19 protein-coding genes are annotated in these 20,414 nt (G+C 58.0%); 15 read left to right on the top strand and 4 right to left on the bottom strand.

Going from position 1 to position 20,414, the window contains the following annotated elements:
• Nucleotides 1–140 precede the first annotated feature (140 nt).
• The 11 genes from ACEWL3_RS14620 (at nucleotide 141) to ACEWL3_RS14570 (ending at nucleotide 11,804) form a co-directional block, all read left to right on the top strand.
• Nucleotides 141–1,394, top strand: coding sequence for a sarcosine oxidase subunit beta family protein (locus ACEWL3_RS14620; protein WP_386183598.1), 1,254 nt, complete (start codon nucleotides 141–143; stop codon nucleotides 1,392–1,394).
• 73 nt (nucleotides 1,395–1,467) lie between these two features.
• Nucleotides 1,468–1,755 (top strand): sarcosine oxidase subunit delta, encoded by a 288-nt coding sequence (locus ACEWL3_RS14615; RefSeq protein ID WP_386183601.1) that lies wholly within the window; start codon nucleotides 1,468–1,470, stop codon nucleotides 1,753–1,755.
• Nucleotides 1,752–4,685: a sarcosine oxidase subunit alpha family protein gene (locus ACEWL3_RS14610; RefSeq protein WP_386183603.1), complete on the top strand. Its 2,934-nt coding sequence runs from the start codon at nucleotides 1,752–1,754 to the stop codon at nucleotides 4,683–4,685. The genes ACEWL3_RS14615 and ACEWL3_RS14610 overlap by 4 nt, the downstream gene beginning before the upstream one ends.
• Nucleotides 4,678–5,220, top strand: a complete 543-nt coding sequence (locus ACEWL3_RS14605; RefSeq protein WP_386183606.1) for a sarcosine oxidase subunit gamma — start codon at nucleotides 4,678–4,680, stop codon at nucleotides 5,218–5,220. Before ACEWL3_RS14610 ends, ACEWL3_RS14605 begins: the two co-directional genes overlap by 8 nt.
• Before the next feature lie 55 nt (nucleotides 5,221–5,275).
• Nucleotides 5,276–5,629 (top strand): hypothetical protein, encoded by a 354-nt coding sequence (locus tag ACEWL3_RS14600; RefSeq protein ID WP_386183609.1) that lies wholly within the window; start codon nucleotides 5,276–5,278, stop codon nucleotides 5,627–5,629.
• 42 nt (nucleotides 5,630–5,671) lie between these two features.
• Nucleotides 5,672–7,636: a DNA primase gene (gene dnaG / locus ACEWL3_RS14595; protein ID WP_386183612.1), complete on the top strand. Its 1,965-nt coding sequence runs from the start codon at nucleotides 5,672–5,674 to the stop codon at nucleotides 7,634–7,636.
• Between the two features lie 135 nt (nucleotides 7,637–7,771).
• Nucleotides 7,772–9,757: an RNA polymerase sigma factor RpoD gene (gene rpoD / locus ACEWL3_RS14590; protein ID WP_386183615.1), complete on the top strand. Its 1,986-nt coding sequence runs from the start codon at nucleotides 7,772–7,774 to the stop codon at nucleotides 9,755–9,757.
• A gap of 72 nt (nucleotides 9,758–9,829) precedes the next feature.
• Nucleotides 9,830–10,285, top strand: coding sequence for a thiol-disulfide oxidoreductase DCC family protein (locus ACEWL3_RS14585; protein WP_386183618.1), 456 nt, complete (start codon nucleotides 9,830–9,832; stop codon nucleotides 10,283–10,285).
• Entirely contained in the window at nucleotides 10,285–10,818 is a 534-nt protein-coding gene (locus tag ACEWL3_RS14580; protein WP_386183621.1) for a DUF4166 domain-containing protein, read from the top strand. The genes ACEWL3_RS14585 and ACEWL3_RS14580 overlap by 1 nt, the downstream gene beginning before the upstream one ends.
• 101 nt (nucleotides 10,819–10,919) lie before the next feature.
• Nucleotides 10,920–11,291, top strand: a complete 372-nt coding sequence (locus ACEWL3_RS14575; RefSeq protein ID WP_435001072.1) for a hypothetical protein — start codon at nucleotides 10,920–10,922, stop codon at nucleotides 11,289–11,291.
• A 96-nt stretch (nucleotides 11,292–11,387) separates the two neighbouring features.
• On the top strand, nucleotides 11,388–11,804 hold the full coding sequence (locus ACEWL3_RS14570) for a secondary thiamine-phosphate synthase enzyme YjbQ (RefSeq protein ID WP_386183625.1): 417 nt from the start codon (nucleotides 11,388–11,390) through the stop codon (nucleotides 11,802–11,804).
• Here the strand turns inward: ACEWL3_RS14570 and ACEWL3_RS14565 are convergent, their stop codons facing one another.
• Nucleotides 11,805–12,008, bottom strand: a complete 204-nt coding sequence (locus tag ACEWL3_RS14565; RefSeq protein WP_114877932.1) for a dodecin family protein — start codon at nucleotides 12,006–12,008, stop codon at nucleotides 11,805–11,807.
• Nucleotides 12,009–12,278: 270 nt separating this feature from the next.
• Between ACEWL3_RS14565 and nrdR the strand changes: the two genes are divergently transcribed.
• Nucleotides 12,279–12,746, top strand: a complete 468-nt coding sequence (gene nrdR, locus ACEWL3_RS14560) for a transcriptional regulator NrdR (RefSeq protein WP_114877933.1) — start codon at nucleotides 12,279–12,281, stop codon at nucleotides 12,744–12,746.
• 29 nt (nucleotides 12,747–12,775) lie between these two features.
• Nucleotides 12,776–13,846 (top strand): bifunctional diaminohydroxyphosphoribosylaminopyrimidine deaminase/5-amino-6-(5-phosphoribosylamino)uracil reductase RibD, encoded by a 1,071-nt coding sequence (ribD, locus tag ACEWL3_RS14555; RefSeq protein WP_435001084.1) that lies wholly within the window; start codon nucleotides 12,776–12,778, stop codon nucleotides 13,844–13,846.
• Nucleotides 13,847–13,874: 28 nt separating this feature from the next.
• Here the strand turns inward: ribD and ACEWL3_RS14550 are convergent, their stop codons facing one another.
• The 3 genes from ACEWL3_RS14550 to ACEWL3_RS14540 all read right to left on the bottom strand — a co-directional run bounded on the left by ACEWL3_RS14550 (nucleotide 13,875) and on the right by ACEWL3_RS14540 (nucleotide 18,464).
• Nucleotides 13,875–15,914 carry a capsule polysaccharide biogenesis protein gene (locus ACEWL3_RS14550; protein WP_386183631.1) on the bottom strand — a complete coding sequence of 680 codons (2,040 nt, stop codon included), beginning with the start codon at nucleotides 15,912–15,914 and terminating at the stop codon, nucleotides 13,875–13,877.
• A gap of 7 nt (nucleotides 15,915–15,921) precedes the next feature.
• The gene (locus ACEWL3_RS14545) at nucleotides 15,922–17,055 is read right to left on the bottom strand and encodes a polysaccharide biosynthesis/export family protein (protein ID WP_386183634.1); all 1,134 of its coding nucleotides are present in this window, start codon (nucleotides 17,053–17,055) and stop codon (nucleotides 15,922–15,924) included.
• A 116-nt stretch (nucleotides 17,056–17,171) separates the two neighbouring features.
• A complete protein-coding gene (locus tag ACEWL3_RS14540) occupies nucleotides 17,172–18,464 on the bottom strand; it encodes a capsule polysaccharide biogenesis protein (protein ID WP_386183636.1) in 1,293 nt (430 codons plus the stop codon).
• 138 nt (nucleotides 18,465–18,602) lie between these two features.
• Between ACEWL3_RS14540 and ACEWL3_RS14535 the strand changes: the two genes are divergently transcribed.
• Entirely contained in the window at nucleotides 18,603–19,196 is a 594-nt protein-coding gene (locus ACEWL3_RS14535; RefSeq protein WP_386183638.1) for a riboflavin synthase, read from the top strand.
• Nucleotides 19,197–19,289: 93 nt separating this feature from the next.
• Nucleotides 19,290–20,414, top strand: coding sequence for a 3,4-dihydroxy-2-butanone-4-phosphate synthase (gene ribB / locus ACEWL3_RS14530; protein ID WP_386183640.1), 1,125 nt, complete (start codon nucleotides 19,290–19,292; stop codon nucleotides 20,412–20,414).

The following is a 20,414-nucleotide window of genomic DNA, read 5'->3' as shown; positions in this document are numbered from 1 at the left end:
AAGGGCCAGTCGGTGAATGACTTGACGTTTGGTCGCTGCCGGAACGGACTGTGACGCTAAATGCAATAAAGGAAGTCTGAGAGATTGATACTTCTAAGCTGACTTGGCAGGGTGGCCCGGTCTGCAAGAAGGGGATGATCATGCGGTTTTCGGGTTTACGCGTTCTGCGCGAAGGGTTGACCGGTAACAAAGGCTGGGCACCTCACTGGCGTGATCCGGAACCGAAAGCGGAATACGACGCCATCATCATCGGCGGCGGCGGTCACGGTCTGAGCACTGCCTATTATCTGGCCAAGAACCATGGGATGACCAACATTGCGGTTCTTGAAAAAGGCTATCTCGGTGGCGGTAACATTGGGCGGAATACGACGATTGTGCGGGCCAACTATGGCATGCCGGGCAACTCTGAATTCTATTCGCATTCGCTGAAATTGTGGGAAGGTCTGGAACAGGACCTGAATTACAACGTGATGCATTCGCAGCGCGGACTCATTAACCTTTGCCATTCCGACGGCCAGCGCGACGCTTTTGCACGGCGCGGCAATACAATGATCAATCAGGGCGACGATGCGGAATTGCTGGATCGCGAGGGCGTTCGACGGTTGTTGCCCTATCTGGATTTCGACAACATTCGTTTTCCGGTGTTTGGGGGATTGCTACACCGACGCGGCGGCACAGCGCGCCATGATGCGGTGGCCTGGGGTTATGCGCGGGGTGCCGATCAGCGCGGCGTCGATCTGATCCAGCAATGCGAGGTCACGGGCATTGATATTGAGAACGGTCAGGTGCGCGGTGTTCAAACCACGCGCGGGGCGATCAAGGCCAGCAAAGTCGGGATTGTGGTGGCAGGCCGCTCTGGTCAGGTGGCGGCGATGGCGGGGATGCGGTTGCCGATCGAGAGCCATATCCTACAGGCCTTTGTGACCGAAGGACTTAAACCCGTCATCGACCATGTGGTCAGCTTTGGCATGGGGCACTTTTACATGAGCCAGTCTGACAAAGGCGGTTTGGTGTTTGGAGGTGATCTGGATTTTTATGCGTCATATGCGCAGCGCGGCAACATGCCGATGATGGAGCATGTGATGGAGGCGGGCATGACGCTGATGCCGATGATCGGCAAGGCCAAGGTGCTGCGGTCATGGGGCGGGATCATGGACATGACGCCCGACGGCTCACCGATCATCGACAAGACCGATACGGATGGTTTGTTCATCGACTGTGGTTGGTGCTACGGCGGTTTCAAGGCCGTGCCCGGATCAGGGTTCAGCTTTGCGCATCTGATGGCCACCGGAAATCATCATGGACCGGCGGCAAAATATCGGTTGGACCGGTTTCGAACGGGGGTCGGATTGATGGATGAAGAGAGCACCGGCTCTCAACACAATCTGCATTGAGGGCGGCGATGTTGGAATTTGTGTATTTTAGGAACAATGAAACGGGGGCAGCAAGGCCTCTTGGGGGTGTCTGATGCGTATTGAATGTCCGATATGCGGAAACCGGGATCGGCGCGAATATTACTATCAGGGGGATGCAGTGGCGCTGGATCGCCCCGCGCCTGATGCGGGTGACGATGCTTGGGAAAACTATGTGCATCTGCGTGAGAACCCCACCGGCGCACGGCGTGATTTATGGCATCACGATGGGGGCTGCGGGGCCTGGCTGGTTGTGACGCGCAACACCACGACGCATGAGATTTCCAAAGTTGAACTGGCTGCGGACATAAAAAGCGCCCAGATGAAAAAGGTGGCAAAATGAGGGTTGCAGATAAAGGTCTGATCGACCGCAGCAAACCGGTTTCATTCTCGTTTGATGGCCATACCTTTGGCGGGTTTCAGGGCGATACGGTTGCCTCTGCGCTCTTGGCGAATGAAGTGCGCCTGATGGGCCGCTCGTTCAAATACCACCGCCCGCGCGGGGCATTGACGGCGGGCAGCGAAGAGCCAAACGCGTTGATCACCACGGGCACTGGCGCGGGGCGAGAACCCAACGTGCGCGCGACAGTTCAGGAGGTTTATGACGGGTTGGTGACACAGAGCCAGAATGCATGGCCGTCGCTTGGCTTTGACGTGATGGGCATCAATGATCTGGCGGCACCGTTTCTGGGTGCTGGATTTTACTACAAGACTTTCATGTGGCCGAAAAAGTTCTGGGAGGCCGTCTATGAACCGATCATCCGCAAGGCGGCGGGCCTTGGCGGGCTGAGCGGCGCGCATAACCCCGATACTTATGAACGCGCCTATGCCTTTTGCGATCTGCTGGTGATTGGGGCGGGGCCTGCGGGGTTGATGGCGGCGCTTACGGCGGCACGCGCGGGCGCGGACGTCATTCTGGCGGACGAAGATGCGTTGATGGGCGGTCGTTTGAACGCTGAAACCGGTGAGGTTGATGGCAAGCCCGGTTCCGTATGGGCGGCAAAGATCGTGGCCGAACTGGCAGACATGGACAATGTCCGGCTGATGACACGCACCACCGTCACAGGGGCTTATGACGGCGGCATGTTTGGCGCGCTGGAGCGGGTCAATCAGCACACCGGCAGGCGCGGTGATGCACCGCTTGAAACATTCTGGCGGATTGCGGCAAAACAGTCGGTTCTAACTGCAGGTGCGCTGGAGCGGCCGGTGGCATTTCAGAACAATGACCGGCCAGGGATCATGACGGCCGGTGCTGTGCGGTCCTATCTGAACCGTTGGGGTGTGACCCCCGGCAAACATGTCACGATTTTTGGCAACAATGATAATGCGCATCAGACCGCCCGAGACATGCATGCCGCGGGCGTCCATGTCGCGGCCCTTGTCGACAGCCGGCATGATGTGAACATCGAAAGTGCGGATTTTCCAATCTACAAAGGCGCACAGGTCTGTAATGCTGGTGGACGCAAGGAGCTGGAGAGCATCACCATCCGCACCAGCAGCGGCGAACAGGCGATCCAGACCGATTGTCTGGCCATGTCGGGCGGCTGGAACCCCACGGTGCATTTGACGTGTCACATGAATGCGCGTCCCACATGGCGGCCCGATATTCAGGCCTTTGTGCCGACCGATGGCTCGGTCCCGAACATGACGGCGGCGGGGGCCTGTAACGGGGTGTTTTCGACGCAGGGGTGTCTGACTGCGGGTGTCGATGCGGCGCGGGCGGCGCTGTCTGCGTTGGGCAAGAAGGCCGCAGATGTCGAGATGCCAAAGGCCGAGGATGCGCCCTATAACATGAGCCCACTTTGGGCTGTTGCGGGCAAGGGCCGTGCATGGCTCGATTTTCAGAACGATGTGTCGGTCAAGGATGTGAAACAGGCAGCGGTCGAGAACTTCAAATCCGTTGAGCATATGAAACGCTACACCACGCAGGGCATGGCGACGGATCAGGGCAAGAATTCGAATGTGGGTGCCTTGGCGGTGCTGGCCGATGCAACCGGACGCGGCATACCTGAGACCGGGACCACGACATTCCGTCCGCCCTATACGCCGGTTGCCATCGCTGCGATGGGGGCGGGGGCACAGGGCAAAGGATTTGCGCCGGAGCGGTTCACCACCAGCCACAATGCCAGCGTCAAAATGGGCGCACCGATGATCGCGGCGGGGCTGTGGTACAGACCCAGCTATTTCCCGCGCGCGGGGGAAACGACCTGGCGGCAATCGTGTGACCGCGAAGTGGGCTTTGTGCGCAATGCTGTTGGCGTCTGTGATGTGTCAACCTTGGGCAAGATTGACATTCAGGGCCCGGATGCGGCGGCCTTGCTCGATTTCGTTTATACCAACATGTTCAGTTCGCTCAGCGTGGGCCGTGTGCGTTATGGTCTGATGCTGCGCGAAGACGGGCATGTGCTGGACGATGGCACATGTGCACGATTGGGAGACCAGCATTTTGTGATGACCACCACAACAGCGGCTGCAGGCCTGGTGATGCGGCATCTCGAATTTGTGACGCAGTGTCTGCACCCCGAATGGCAGGTCTGTTTCACGTCGGTAACAGAGCAGTGGGCGCAGTTTGCAGTCGCCGGGCCAAAATCACGGGAATTGTTGAACGGTGTGCTGGACAAGCAAATCGACAATGACAGCTGGCCATTCATGGCCTGTGGTGCGGCGTCGGTGATGAGCGTTGAGGGGCGGCTTTTCCGGATCTCATTCTCGGGGGAGCACGCCTATGAAGTTGCCGTGCCTGCGCGGTATGGTGCGAGCCTGTTTGATGTGCTGGTCAAACGCGCCGAAGAGATGGGCGGAGGGGCCTACGGGATGGAAGCGCTGAACGTGTTGCGAATCGAAAAGGGGCATATCACCCATGCTGAAATCCACGGGCGCACTACAGCATTTGATGTGGGCATGGGACGCATGGTATCGGCCAAGAAAGACTGCATCGGCAAGACAATGTCAGAGCGGCCCGGTCTGTTGGATGAGGACCGCGAACAACTGGTGGGGTTCAAACCTGTGGGAGCGGTCAAACAACTGAGCGGCGGCGCGCATCTGTTTGAAAAAGACGCCGAGGCGGTACGGGTCAATGATCAGGGCTATATCACCTCGGTTGCGTTTTCACCGGACGTGGGCACCTACATCGGACTGGGGTTCATCCAGCGCGGCCCGGAACGGCACGGCGAGGTGATGCGCATGGTCGATCACCTGCGCGGGCTGGAGGCCGAGGTTGAGGTGTGTTCCCCGGTCTTTGTGGATCAGACAGGAGGGCGTGTCCGTGGGTGAATTGAAAGCTATCACAGCCTGCGCGGGCCTGTTGCCGCTGACGCTTGGGGCCGCAACACTCGAAGAATTCGATGCAGGTCGGATGACCTCGCTGTCACCCTTCGGCGACGGCAAGGCCCTGTCAGACGCGTTGGAAAAAGCCCATGGTATGGCGCTTCCCAAACCCAACCGCGCCACTGGTAAGGAAGGGGGCCGATGTATCTGGTTTGGCAGGGGCGAGGTTTTGCTTATGGGTCCTGCACCGCACAAATCTCTGGGTAAACATGGCGCGGTTGTTGATCTGTCTGACGGGTGGGCCTGTGTTGAACTCAGCGGTGCCGCCGCAGTCGATGTTATGGCACGGCTGGTGCCTGTTGATCTGCGCGACAAGGTATTCAAACGCGGTCACAGCGTGCGCACGCAGGTTTTGCACATGTCAGCTTCGATCACACGTGTTGGTGTGGACAGGCTTCAGATATTGGTGTTCCGTTCGATGGCGGCCACATTGGTTCACGATCTCAAACAGGCTATGGCAGCGGTCGCATCGCGCGGTTAATCTGCACCAAGGGGCCCGAATCCCTGTCTTATGTAGATCTGAGTGGAGTGTACTGATGATAATGAAACCAATTGCTGTGGCATTGACAGCCGCCCTGGTGATGACTTCGGGCCCAGCACGTGCGGTGTCCGAGAAAGAGGCGGATTGCCAGTTTCAAGCGAACTTGCTGTCGACAGTTCAGAAAGCGCGATTGAACGGCGTGTCCAAGGACAAGCTTACGGATGTAATCAAGGCTTCAAATCCTGACCTGTCTGAGAGCGTCTTGGCGGCCGTCCCGGCGATTGCAGACCATGTCTACAGCATCAAGCGGAAAGATCTTAAGGACGTCGACCTTGGTGCCGCCACCAAGGCACAATGTCTTGAGAACTGGGATCAAATTCAGGCGATGAAAAAGACGGTCACGAACTAGCCGCTGCTGGACTTCGGTGGTGCGGGTCCAATATAAGAACCTATGAGCCTGCCACCCGGATTTTTGGACGAATTGCGCACCCGTTCCAGCCTGTCACAGGTGGTGGGACGCAAAGTTGTGTGGGATGCGCGCAAGTCCAATCAGGGCAAAGGTGACATGTGGGCACCATGCCCGTTCCATCAGGAAAAATCTGCCAGCTTTCATGTCGATGATCGCAAAGGATTTTATTATTGCTTTGGCTGCCATGCCAAGGGTGATGCCATTTCCTTTGTCCGCGAAACCGAGAATGTAGGCTTTATGGAAGCGGTTGAGATTCTGGCCCGCGAGGCCGGTATGCCGGTGCCAAAACAGGACCCCCGCGCGCAGGAAAAAGCCGACAAGCGCACGGAACTTGCGCAGGTGATGGAACAGGCTGTGCAGTGGTTTCGCCTGCAGTTGCAAACCGGCCAGGCAGCAGATGCGCGCGCCTATCTGGACCGGCGCGGATTAGACGCAGCAGCGTTGGCGCATTGGGAGATCGGGTTCGCGCCGGGTGCGTGGCAGGGGCTTTGGGATGCGCTGAAGGCCAAAGGGGTGGATGACGCGTTGATCCTTGGTGCGGGTCTGGCCAAACCATCGACCAAGGGTGGCAAGCCTTATGACACGTTTCGGGATCGGATCATGTACCCCATCCGTGACGCGCGGGGCCGTGCAATTGGCTTTGGTGGCCGTGCGATGGACCCAAACGACAATGCCAAATACCTCAATTCGCCCGAGACAGAATTGTTCGACAAGGGCCGCAGTCTTTATAACGTGAAAGAGGCGCGGGTGGCGGCGGGCAAGGGGATGCCGCTGATTGTGGCCGAAGGGTATATGGATGTCATTGCCCTGCACGGCGCTGGGTTCGAGGCATCCGTGGCCCCTCTGGGCACTGCGATCACGGAAAGCCAGCTACAGATGCTGTGGCGCATCGCCCCTGAGCCGATCATAACGCTGGACGGGGACACGGCCGGACAACGTGCGGCGATGCGGTTGATTGATCTGGCGCTGCCGTTGTTGGAAGCCGGGCAGAGCTTGCGATTTGCCGTGATGCCGGAAGGGCAGGACCCTGACGACCTGCTCAAGGCACAAGGCAGTACCGCGTTGCAAAAGCTGCTGGATGAGGCGATCCCGATGGTCCGCCTGCTGTGGCAGCGCGAAACCGAGGGTCGCGTTTTTGACAGCCCGGAACGTAAAGCGGCGCTCGACAAAGCGCTGCGCGAAAAGATCAAGTTGATCAAGGATCCGTCGATCCGCAGCCACTATGGGCAGGAAATCAAAGACTTACGCTGGCAGTTGTTCCGGCCAAAAGCGGCCAAAGGACCCGCAGCACGTGGTCAAAACGCGGGCAAATGGCAACCGGCACCGCAGCCGCCGATGGCCAGCACCAAAGCTTCTGCATTGGCGGCGGCCACGGATGCGCAAACATCAGAACATCTGCGCGAGACGGTGATTTTGGCGGCTTTGGTCAATTGCCCACAGATCATCGAGGATTTTGAAAGCGGGCTGGAAAACATGACCTTTTCCGACCGCACCCATGCGACATTGCGCGACCTGTTGCTGCGTCACGGGCATGCCGGTGAAAAAGTGTTGCGCGATCAGATTTCCAGCGTTCTTGGCCCTGATGCCCTTGAAAACCTCATCTCGCAACGCCACGTTGCCATCACACCCTGCATCCGCAATCCCGGGAATGTTGAAATGGCAACAATGACCGTGGCCGAAGAACTGGCGAAATTGGAGGCGGCGAGGGGATTGAATGCAGAGATTGCCGAAGCGGTTGAGGATTTGACCGGAGTTGCCGACGAAGGGGTGACATGGCGGCTAAGCGAGGCGGCGCGCGCTGCAGATCGCGCGGTGCGGACCGGGCAAGAGGACAAGGCAGAATACGAGCTGGGTGAGAACGGTGCGCGGATGAAAAGAGATGAGCGCAGCGCACTGGACGCATTGCTGGACGGCATTAAATATGAAAAGCCCAAAGGGCGCGGGTAAGGTCAGCGTGACCTTTTCGCAGGAACTTTAGGAAAAAACAGGGTATCGGGTTTAAGAATCACCCAAAACCCCGCATGATTCGCAAAACCGAATCACCGCGAAGTGATTCGCGCTGACGCGCTGAAGGAGCACGACATGGCCGCCAAAGACACGAACGACGACGGCAAGCGAGACGAGAACGACAGCGGCCATTCGCTTGATATGAGCCAGGCTGCGGTCAAAAAGATGATCGGTGAGGCCCGCGAAAGGGGCTATATCACCTACGATCAGCTTAATACCGTGTTGCCGCCCGAGCAGGTCAGCTCCGAGCAAATCGAAGATGTGATGTCGATGCTGTCAGAAATGGGCATCAACATCATCGAAGACGAAGACGCCGAAGAAGAAGACGCCAAGGGTAGCACCGAGGTTGCGACCACAGATTCAGCGCGTGATATCACGCTGTCGTCTGGCACGGCAGAGAAACTGGACCGCACCGATGACCCGGTGCGCATGTATCTGCGCGAAATGGGCAGTGTCGAACTGTTGAGCCGTGAAGGCGAGATTGCGATTGCAAAGCGCATCGAGGCTGGCCGCAACACGATGATCGCCGGCCTTTGCGAAAGCCCGCTGACCTTTCAGGCGATCACCATCTGGCGCGACGAATTGCTGTCAGAAGACATCCTTCTGCGTGATGTGATCGACCTTGAGGCGACATTCGGCAACACAATGGGCGAGGAAGATACGGCACCCGTCGTTGTCCCCGGTGCGGCCGTCACCGAAGCGAAGACCGGCGAAGAAAAGACCGAAGTGGATGCCGATGGCAACCCAATCACAAACGATGATGACGACGATGACGAGGACGAACAGGCCAACATGTCGCTGGCCGCGATGGAAGCGGCACTCAAGCCGCAGGTTCTCGAAGCGCTCGACATCATTGCCGACGATTACGTCAAGCTCAGCGAGATGCAGGACAGCCGGATATCGGCGACCCTGAACGAAGACGGATCGTTTTCGACCAAGAACGAAGCGACCTATCAGAAACTCCGTGCCGAGATCGTGTTGCTGGTGAACGAACTGCACCTGCACAACAACCGTATTGAAGCGTTGATTGACCAGCTTTACGGCATCAACCGCCGCATCATGCAGATCGACAGCGCGATGGTGAAACTGGCCGATCAGGCCCGCATCAACCGCAAAGAATTTGTCGACGAATACCGTGGCTATGAACTTGACCCCAACTGGATGGAGCGGATGGCCGAAAAGGCCGGGCGTGGCTGGCAGATGTTCATCGAACGCTCTTCTGACAAGGTCGAAGAATTGCGCGCGGATATGGCGCAGGTCGGTCAGTATGTGGGTCTTGATATCTCTGAATTCCGCCGCATTGTGCAGCAGGTTCAGAAGGGTGAAAAAGAGGCCCGTCAGGCCAAGAAAGAAATGGTCGAGGCAAACCTGCGTCTGGTTATTTCGATTGCCAAAAAGTACACCAACCGCGGCCTGCAATTCCTTGATTTGATTCAGGAAGGTAACATCGGCCTGATGAAAGCTGTTGATAAATTCGAATACCGCCGAGGCTATAAATTCTCGACCTATGCGACATGGTGGATCCGTCAGGCGATCACCCGGTCGATCGCGGATCAGGCGCGCACCATCCGTATTCCGGTGCATATGATCGAAACGATCAACAAACTAGTCCGCACAGGCCGTCAGATGCTGCACGAGATCGGCCGCGAACCGACACCAGAGGAACTGGCAGAAAAGCTGCAGATGCCATTGGAAAAGGTTCGCAAGGTGATGAAAATCGCCAAGGAACCGATTTCACTGGAAACGCCGATCGGCGACGAAGAAGACAGCCAACTGGGCGATTTCATCGAGGACAAGAATGCCGTGCTGCCGCTCGACAGCGCCATTCAGGAAAACCTCAAGGAAACCACAACCCGGGTGCTGGCATCGCTGACCCCACGCGAAGAACGCGTGTTGCGGATGCGGTTTGGCATCGGCATGAACACGGACCACACTTTGGAAGAAGTGGGCCAGCAGTTCAGCGTGACGCGCGAACGTATCCGTCAGATTGAGGCCAAAGCGCTGCGTAAGCTGAAACATCCAAGCCGCTCACGCAAGCTGCGCTCATTCCTGGATCAGTAAAGCAATGTTTCGGCGCGATTTCGGTAAAAGAAAACGCGTCGAAAATTTCTAGAAATTGCGGTTGCGCCTGAAATGATTGGCCGTGTTCAAGATTTCCGCAAAGACGCTATCGCTGACAATGTCGCCGATAACCTCATCGTTTTTGACGGCGAATGTGTCCTGTGCTCTGCTTTCTTTCGCTTTATGCTGCACCACGACCATGCGCATGTTTTCCAGTTCGCGACTGCACAATCTCCTCTTGGGCAGAGGCTTTATGCCGCCCTTGATCTGCCATTGGACGATTTTGAGACCAACCTCGTCATTGTGGATGGTGAGGTTTTTGGGCACCTCGACGCATTCGCGGCTGCGATGACCAGGCTCAGCTGGCCGTGGCGCATGCTGGTCGCTTTGCGGTGGCTGCCGGAAGGGATCAAGATGCCGGTCTACCGTGTGATCGCGCGCAACCGCTATCGCGTCTTTGGGCGCTATGACACCTGCATGGTTCCTGACGCCGCCATGCGCGCCAGATTTGCAACGGGTGGATTTTGATGTCTGTTTTTGCCCAGGCCCTGGGCACCGCATTCAGCCAGCTACCGCCAGCCCTGCAACATTTTCACGCAGGCGGGATGCCGCGTTATTTCACCGGTCGCGCCACCATCGAACATGGACACAGTGTTGCTGCAAAGATCGGCATCAGGCTGGGCGGTTTCCCTCCGCAAGGGCGGGACGTCCCCTTTGCAATCACCATTTCACAGACCACGCACGGCGAAAGCTGGAGCCGCGATTTCAACGGTCACATGACCGGATCAACGCTGCGCTATGATCCGGCACACCAACAGATCATCGAACGGCTGGGCCGGGTGACCTGCGCGCTTTCGCTTCGTATTGAAACCAACAATCTTGAAGTCGATGTCGCTCGTCTTTGGATATTGGGCGTGCCCATCCCCACATTTCTTGTCCCGCACAGCAATTCTCGGGAATGGCAGGACGAAACAGGCGCGTTCTGTTTTGACATCGGGGCGCACCTGCCCGGAGGTGCGAGGCTCATTCGCTACCACGGTAAATTGATGCCGAAGCTTTGATTTTGACCTTTTAGCAGAGACCCCTATCTTAAAGGCAACAACAAAAGTGAGATACAGTTATGCGCCCCCTTATTCTCGCCGCCCTTTGTGCCATCTTCCCAATGACCGCCTCAGCCCAGGCATTCCGCGCCGAAAGCCGGCTCATTGTCGTTCCGCTGAACGCCAAGGATTTTGAGGTCATTGAGGATCGGGGTGAAGGGCCGCGGGGCATCTGGTGTGCCGCTGCTGACTTTGCCAGATCACGGCTGGGCGCAGGGGGGGGCGATCGGCTCTATATTAAGACCGGACGCGGGCCGTCAATAAGCGCTGCTGGTCGCAAGGGTGTGGTGTTCACCCTGGATCCCGCCCGGCTTGGTGTCGAGCCGAGCAGAGGCTATTCGGTAAGTTTGAGCAAGGTGGGCTATAACCTGCCCGTTGGTCATGCCTATTCGTTTTGTACGGATTACTGGGAAGAATTCTTTCCGGCCCGCTGAACGTATCCCTGATCCATCCCGAAACTTCCCATCATGTGCCTGCGCAAGGTCTTTCGCCGCATTGCATCGGCGTGAAAGGACCTGCACAGTCGGCAGATGCAAACCACATTCACCCTCAAGACCCATGGTCAGGGTCTGACAGAGTTCACAGGCCAGGTGGCGCAATGGCTTGCGGGCCGTGGCAATGGTCTGCTGACGTTGATGGTGCGCCATACATCGGCTTCGTTGCTTATTCAGGAAAACGCGGACCCAGATGTGCAACACGATCTATACGCTTACTTTGCCAAGCTTGTTCCGCCGAGCAGCAATCCTTCAATGGGGTATCTGCGGCACACGATGGAAGGGCCGGACGACATGCCTGCCCATATCAAAGCCACGATGATGCCGGTCACGTTGAGCATTCCGGTTCAAATGGGTGCTATGCGTCTTGGCACCTGGCAGGGGATTTATCTTTTTGAACATCGCGATGCGCCGCACACGCGGACGGTGGCGGCGCATTTCGCGGCAGATTGATCAGTCGTCCAGCAAGAACGTGACCATCAGGTTCACCTGATAATGTGAAATTTTGCCGTTTTCGACCTTGACCGATTGCTCTTTGACCCAAGCGCTCACGACGTTGCGCAGGGTTTTGCCAGCGCGTTCGATACCGTTTTCGACGGCGTCATCAAAGCTTTTCTCAGAGGTTGCGGAAATTTCAGTGACACGTGCGACACTCATGGTGTTCTCCTTTGTTGGTTAACGCCGCATAGGAGCGTTATTCCTTAACTAATGAAAAGCGATCGAAGTTCCGCCTGTGCGTAACCTTAGGGGCGCACGGCGGTTTCCGGCGTAATTGTGCCTGTTGCGTTGAGAACATGTCACAGGCGCAGACCCAAGATGTAGCGCCTAATTTCGCCACTACCCAAAACCTTGCCAGTGCCCTATAAGTCTGGGCAAGTGGGCGGAACGCCCCACAAGTGAGGCAGATTAATAAAAAGGGGGACGGTCATGCGCTGCCCGTTTTGCGGAAATATCGACACTCAGGTCAAAGACAGCCGACCAGCGGAAGATCACGTCTCTATCCGTCGCAGACGTTTTTGCCCTGCTTGTGGCGGACGGTTTACAACCTATGAACGTGTGCAACTGCGCGATCTGGTGGTGATTAAAAGTTCCGGCAAACGCGAAGATTTTGACCGCGACAAGCTTGAACGCTCAATCCGCATATCGATGCAAAAACGCCCGATTGATCCCGAACGCATTGATCAGATGATCAGTGGCATTGTGCGGCGTCTCGAAAGCATGGGTGAAACTGATATTGGGTCAAAGCAGATTGGCGAGATTGTGATGGAAGCACTGGCCCGGATTGATACCGTGGCCTATGTGCGCTTTGCCAGCGTGTACAAGAACTTTCAGGCGGCAGATGATTTCGACAAGTTTGTGCAGGAATTGCGCCCCGACGCCGCTTCGGAAGAGTGACGCAAGCGGCGGCAATGGACGCGCGCTTTATGGCGTTGGCCCTGTCGTTGGGCCGACGTGGGCAAGGGCATGTCTGGCCCAATCCGGCGGTGGGCTGTGTCATCGTGAACGCAGGCCGCATTGTCGGGCGCGGCTGGACCCAACTAACAGGGCGTCCCCACGCCGAAACCGAAGCACTGGCGCAAGCAGGCGCGGCGGCCTCTGGTGCCACCGCCTATGTGACCTTGGAACCCTGCGCGCATCATGGTCAGACACCCCCCTGTGCGCAGGCCCTGATTGATGCAGGTGTCGCACGGGTGGTCGTGGCCACCACCGACAGTGACGCGCGGGTCGATGGCCGCGGCCTTGATACGCTGCGCGCCGCTGGCATTGATGTCGTGACCGGGGTGGGTGAAGCACAGGCGCGCGCCGACCATGCCGGTTTTCTGATCCGAGTGACGCAGGGCCGCCCGATGCTGACGCTGAAACTAGCACAATCCTTTGACGGGCGCATCGCCACCGGCACCGGCGAAAGCCAGTGGATCACCGATGCGCCGGCACGCCGTGTTGTCCACGCGATGCGCAGTCGCCATGACGCGGTGATGGTGGGCGGCGGCACAGCGCGCAAGGATGATCCCAGCCTGAATGTCCGCGATCTGGGTGTCGCACACCAGCCGGTCCGCGTCGTGGTCTCGCGCCGTCTTGATCTGCCGCTGATGGGCAAGCTTGCCCGGAGCGCGGCCGACACTCCCCTGATCCTGTGCTGCGGAAAAGATGCCGATCCGACTTTGGTCCGCACCTGGCGCGAACTTGGGGCAACCTTGCTGGCGTGCACTGTGCGCGGCGGGCAATTGGACCCCGCGAGCATCCTGCACCAGTTGGGCACCTACGGGCTGACACGGGTCTTTTGCGAAGGGGGCGGGGCGCTTGCGGCGTCTTTGCTGGAGGATGACCTCGTTGACACCCTCGTGGGCTTTACCGCTGGTGTTGTGATCGGGGCGGAAGGGGTGCCCGGTATCGGCGCATTGGGTCTGTCACATCTTGCCGACGCACCCCGCTTTCGTCTGCAGTCAACACAGGCCCTCGGTCCGGATGTCCTGCACATCTGGAACCGCCACTAAGCCTCTGAAATAGAAAATAAACGCGACCTCAGCGCCCGCGCCAAAGGTGACTTTGGCTCGCCAACAGGCCCTGCAATTTGGATAACATGTGATTCATGGCACCGGGATGCGGGACGTCCCCGTTTGCCAATCTGTCCACCACGACTTCAACCGGGCAGGCAAGACCCGTCTTAGGATCAAAGTAGCGCGGATAATCAATCAATGTAGCATGCACCAACCCCTCAAGCGAGACATCAGCGCGCCGGCGTGGTGGCACGTCGCCGCGATCATCGGTCAGACCCCATCCCGCATAAAACGGCGCGCCGAACGTCACGACCTGCACCCCGCGCAACAGCGCCTCAAAGCCCAGAAGCGACGTCATGGTCCAGACTTCATCGACCATATCCAGCAACGCCACCGGGTCCGTGCGCTCGAACACCCGGTCCGCCAAAGCGGTGGCATCCGTTCCGCCGGGCCGCAGCCCTGCTTCGACGTCGGGGTGGGGTTTATACAGGATCACCGCGTCAGGGTTTGCATCCCGCGCCATTCTAAGAAGCGCATCATTGCTGCAGACAGCATCTGTGCCGGTCACGATTGAGGCATCATCGGCGACCTGTCCGGGCACCAGGATGCGTTTGCTTGTGGCTAGGCCCGTCAAATCGGGCGCGACCCCTTTCAGGTTGTATTTGCTCAGCCCCCCCTGCGTCAGCGCCTTGATCAATGCGCGGGCGCGGGCCTGCTGATCGGGTCGCAAGGTTGCCCGCATCTCGATCCATTTTTCCAACCGACTGGGACGAGACGGATCGTAATAGACCCCCAAATCGTCACAAACGAGCGAGAGCGGCGGCACCAGTTCCGCACCCAAGCCCTTTGAGCGCAAAAACCCATCTTCGATCCGCATGGCGTCATCAGACCCGACCTGCGCCTTGCCTGCCCAAACCATCCAGGGACGACCCGTGGCCCGTGCCTTGGCTGGATCATCCTGAAAGATAACGGGTCTTGTCGCGCCGAAAAACCGCTGCAGTGGTTTGCGTTTCCACAAGCGCATGCCCGACGCGACCCACCCGCGATGATCCTCGCGCCACGCGCGGGTTTGTGCGGCGAAGCCGTCGATGGCTGTTTCCAGATCACACAGGCAATCGCGGTAGGGATCATACCAATTCGGATAGATGAGCATCGCACCGGCAAACAGCTGTGCGCGGCTCAGGGTCCGCTGGCGGCGCTGCACCGGAAATTCGTCTGTGGTCAGACCCCAGCCCGCAAAAAAGGGTTGTCCGAAAACACGCGGTTTGTGACCTGCGTAAATCGCCTCAAACCCCATTTGCGAGGACACTGTGTAAACACCCACCGCCCCCTCAAAAAGCGCCCAGGGACTGACCGCGTCGCGCAGCAAGGTGATGCGGTCATTCTCGTCCTCTGGGCGAAAATAACCGGCACGGAACCCTTGGATGGTTTCCGAATGAGACTTGATGATGACAGGCCTACCGGGGTGTTCCTCCTGTGCGAACACCAGCATTTCCAGAAACCGCGCGCGATCTGCACCAGAGGCGGTGACGGAAGCATCACCAAGGGTTTGGTCGATCACCAGCACATAGCCGGGGGGTGGGGCAGGGGCATCTGCGTCAAAGCCGGAGTATTTGCTTAAATGTGCCTCTTGCATGCGTGCAATGGAGCCCCGCGCCCGGTTCAGAAGAGCGGTATCGTCCAACGGATGGGTCGCCAGCAACACTTCAAGATCAGACGGTTGTGCAGGATCAAAATGCATGCCCCGGTGGTCAATGACCAACCCCAACGGCGGCCCACCGGCGCGGCCGGGATGCACGGACCGCAGCAGCGCATCTTCAACGCGCACCACTGGCACACCCCGTTTTGCGGCTACGCTCAGGCCACGGTGCGCGGTCGGCGAGTGGCCCCAAACGGCAATGGCGTCCTTAGCGCGTGGCAGGCCAAGGTGAAGCGAATATCCTGACAGCTGCAATATACGACGCACCCGGGATTGCGTCACAAAGCCGCCGTTATAGACAAAAAGTCGCCGGACCTTTTCAGGCCCGGCGTTGGGAATATCATATATTTCTGGCCCTAAAGCCATCTGTTCATCAATCGCCTGCGACAGACGTGAGGCCAGCCGCGGATCCGGCAGTGCCGGTGATGGCCGAGATGACCTTGCTCCATTGTGTGAACGGCGCTTCGGTCACATAAAGCGTGTCGCCATCACGGATCACAAAATCGCGAGCCATGAACATGCCGTTGGGCTTGGTCAGGTCGAGCACATACACCATCCGTTGCGTGCCTTGCAGATCATTTCGGCCCAGCACCTGTGCTGCCACTTCCTGAGGTTCATTGCGGAACACAAAAACCCCGGTTGGGTCCGCCGTGGCCGAGTTCAGGCCGCCCACTTGCGCGATGCCTTCGAGTGCCGAAAGGTTTTGCGATTCAAACGGCACTTGTGCCTGACCGCCCGTGGCCCCAAGGGCGGTGAAAGACCGTGTATCTTCTTCGACCAGAATCCGGTCGCCACCGCGCAGGGCAATGTCGAGTTCCGGATGATCATAAAGATCCTGAAACCAGATTTTGCCACGCATCTTGCCACGGATCACGGTGATCTGGGCTATTTCAGGCTCGATCGTCACGCCGCCAGCCCGCGCCATCATCGTTGAAAGCGTCCGCGTGGGCCGTTCAATCGCATAGACACCCTGCGAGCCGATCGATCCGATCAGCGACACCGTTGATCCGTCACCCGACGCGCGGCGGACTTCGACCTGCGGGTCGGGGGTCTGTTCGCCCAGTTTATTGGTGATGATGCGGCGGATGGCGTCGGGCGAATTGCCTGCGGCCTTGATGCGGCCCGCATAGGGGATAAAAATAAATCCCGCACCATCAACCTGCACTTCTTCGAGCACGGTGGCGGGGGCTTCTCCGACGCCCAGCAAAGGGTCGTCGACATTCTCGTAAACTGTGATGCCCAATACATCGCCCGGACGGATGGTATCAGAGCCCAACAGTGACGCATTCTTGAATTCATTTGTAAAACCAAGCGCAGGTGTCACGGCAGTGGCGCGTGTGACGCGGTCGTTCACCTCAATCACAAAGGCATCGCCTTGCTTCTGAACAGAACCCGCGAAGATCTGGCGCTTATTGGGACCGACCTGTGGCAATCCACAAGACGAAACAACGGCCAACGCCGCAAGAACTGCGATGGGACGTGCCCACCGGAAAGATACGGATTTCACTGCTCGGTCTCCTCGACCTATTCAACTCTGCCTCAGAATTTGCCGATTTGTTCGACATAATTGCTGGCAAGCTACCTTAGAAAATTCGTAAAAGCGACCTAAAAGAGGGGCTTAGGTCAGGTGACAGCTCGCAACTGTTGCCTTGGGGCCGCGGTCCTCGTCTCAAGCGCCTGATAAGGGTCTTCGGGCGCAAGCATCATATCAACCACTTGCCGCAAGAGTTGCCGACGACCCCTCGCTGAATAAAACCCACCCGCAATTTGTGAAGTTTCAAGCAGATAGCGCCGATAGTCCTTATAGGCGCGGCTATCAGGGCGGCTGGGCCCTGCAAAAAACTCAGACAACGGCTGGTTTGATACAAATTCCGGCTGTGCATAGACCGCGCGGCCAAACACCATGAGCGGAATTCCGCGCCATAGTACCTGCTGACCTGCGGTTGAATTCACGGTGACCGCGCTGCGCGCATCATTGAGAAGCTGCGCAAGTTTGCCGCCCCGCACATAATGCACGCGGTCTGCCACGCCGAATTGACGCGCCAGACGCTTCAGGTCCCGGCGCAACGGCACACGGCCGTCTTCCAGCGGGTGCGCTTTGACCACCAGATGATGATGTTGGGGCGCACCCTTTGCAAAACCGTCGATTACCAATTCCAGAAAGTCCGACATGGTCTTGAACGGCGAATGCATCTGAAAAGAGCTGTCATGTTCCAGTTGCAAGAGGGCCAGATGATAGGAAAAGCCACCCAACCGGATGCGCCGCGTTGCAATCAGCCGGTCCGCTGCAACGGCAGGCATCAGCAACAGCCGCTTCACATAAAGCTGAAATTCTTTGGTCACAGTCAGACTGCGATGCGGCTGAAAATCACGGTAATCGCGATTTCGAAACATCACGAACCAATGATACAGCGCCCCGTAAAAAATATGCTGGCGCATGTCGCCCCAATGTCCGGGCGGCAGTGGGGCTTCGGTATCAGAATGCGCGAGGGCGGTCTGCATTTGTGCAATTGTCATATTCATCAGGCGGGAATTGCCGTTGGACCCGTCCCGTTCGTAGGTCACCCAATAGGGGCGCATGTACCCCTCTTCGAACACGTGCACAGTAATGCCGCGCGCTTTTGCTTCGGCGACAGCTATGGCATGGATGGGCCGCGTGTCGCCGTAAAGCACCACATCGGTCACGCCTTTGGTTGTCAGCAGATCCACAAATGTCGCGGGCCAGTCGGCAGGTTTCGCGCGAAAAGCGATATAGCTGTCTTTGCGCGACCAGAAGGCCCGGTCCCCTGCATTGAAACCCACCCGCCACACGGTCGCGCCCGCCAACCTGAGCATTTTGCCCAAGCGGTTAAAGAAGGGCCCATGTGGCCCTTGCAGAAACAGAAAAACCCGCTGGTCTGGGGCCGTTATCGTCATGTTGGTCCTTTTGGCGATGCCTTTTGGTCAATAACGCCATAAATCGGCGCAATATGTGCCGCAGCCCTGCGCCCGCACCCCTTGTCAGTGTAACCTTGCAGCGTTACGTCACAATTAACACTACCAAAGGAGCAATCCATGTTCACGGGGATAATCACGGACGTTGGCACCGTTGTGGGGCTTGAGCAAGCGGGTGATCTGCGTGCGCGCATTCAGACCCGCTATGACACCGCGACAATCGACATCGGGGCGTCCATTGCAAGTGATGGCGTCTGTTTGACGGTCGTGGCGATTGGAGATGATTGGTACGATGTGCAGATTAGTGCCGAAACGCTTGAGAAAACCAACATCGGCCACGATGGCTGGCATGTGGGCAAGCGCCTGAACCTTGAGCGTGCGCTGAAAGTGGGTGATGAATTGGGTGGTCACATTGTGTCAGGTCATGTTGATGGCGTCGCCGAGGTGGTCGGCATGGCAGATGAAGGCGACAGCACCCGCGTGACGCTGCGTGCACCACGGGCATTGGCGCGGTTTATAGCGCCGAAAGGCTCGGTGGCGCTCAATGGCACATCGCTCACCGTGAACGAAGTGGAGGGCTGTGATTTTGGCATCAACTTCATTCCCCACACCAAGGATGTTACCACTTGGGGTGATGTCGCAGTGGGCGATCAGATCAATCTGGAGATTGATACGTTGGCGCGCTATGTGGCGCGGCTGGCTGAGATGCCCTGAGGGGGGCAAAACAGGCGGGAAGTTCTGCCTCACCTCTGGCCAAGCGGTTGTCGCTAAGCTATGTGCCAGCGAGAATAAGTATGGGGAAATGCCATGAGTTTTGAAAAGCCGGGACCGGTCGAAGAGGGACTTTCGGCTGCCATTTCCCCGATTGAAGAGATCATCAAGGACGCAGCTGCGGGCCGGATGTTCATTCTGGTCGACCATGAGGACCGTGAAAATGAGGGCGATCTGGTGATCCCGGCGCAGTTTGCCGATGCCACAGCGATCAACTTCATGGCAACCCACGGGCGCGGTTTGATCTGTCTGCCGATGACATCCGAGCGGGTCGATCATCTGGGATTACCCATGATGGCGGTCAACAATTCCTCGCGCCATGAGACGGCCTTTACTGTCAGCATCGAGGCCCGCGAAGGCGTCAGCACCGGGATTTCGGCGGCGGATCGTGCGTTGACCGTTGCCGTGGCGATCAGTGAACAGGCAGGGTCAGCGGACATTGCCACCCCCGGCCACGTGTTCCCCCTGCGCGCGCGCGATGGTGGCGTGCTGGTGCGGGCCGGCCATACCGAAGCCGCAGTCGACATCAGCCGTCTGGCGGGCCTGCACCCTTCCGGCGTGATCTGTGAGATCATGAAGGACGACGGCACCATGGCGCGCTTGCCTGATCTGGTGGCGTTTGCAAAGGCGCATGACCTCAAGATCGGGACGATCAGTGATCTGATCAGCTATCGCCACAAACACGATAATCTGCTGGTCGAACGCCAAAGCAGGCAGGTCACATCCGCCTATGGTGGCGATTGGCAGATGCGGATTTTCAGCGACCAGATCACCGGGACCGATCACGTTGTGCTGACCAAGGGCGATCTGTCGACCACCGACCCGGTTTTGGTGCGCACCCACGCGATCAACGCGCTTGAAGACATCCTTGGTCTGGGGCCAAGCCCGGCTGATGAGCTTCCCCGCGCGATGCAGATCATCGCAGACGAAGGGCGCGGTGCCGTGGTTCTTTTTCGCGACCCATTCCCGCGGCTGCGGTTAGACGAGGATGAAGAAGACGGCCCCCGCACGGTCAAACGCACAGGGTTGGGCGCACAGATTTTGTCATCCATGGGGCTGCATCAACTGATTTTGCTGACCGACAATCCCGAAACACGCTATCTTGGCCTTGATGCCTATCACCTGGAAATTGTGGGCACCCGCCCAATCATGACGGAGTAA

This window comes from Sulfitobacter sediminivivens (assembly GCF_042611115.2).
Classification (GTDB): domain Bacteria; phylum Pseudomonadota; class Alphaproteobacteria; order Rhodobacterales; family Rhodobacteraceae; genus Sulfitobacter; species Sulfitobacter sediminivivens.
The sequence above is the reverse complement of the archived record's forward strand: the minus strand, read 5'-3'. Positions and strand labels throughout refer to the sequence as shown.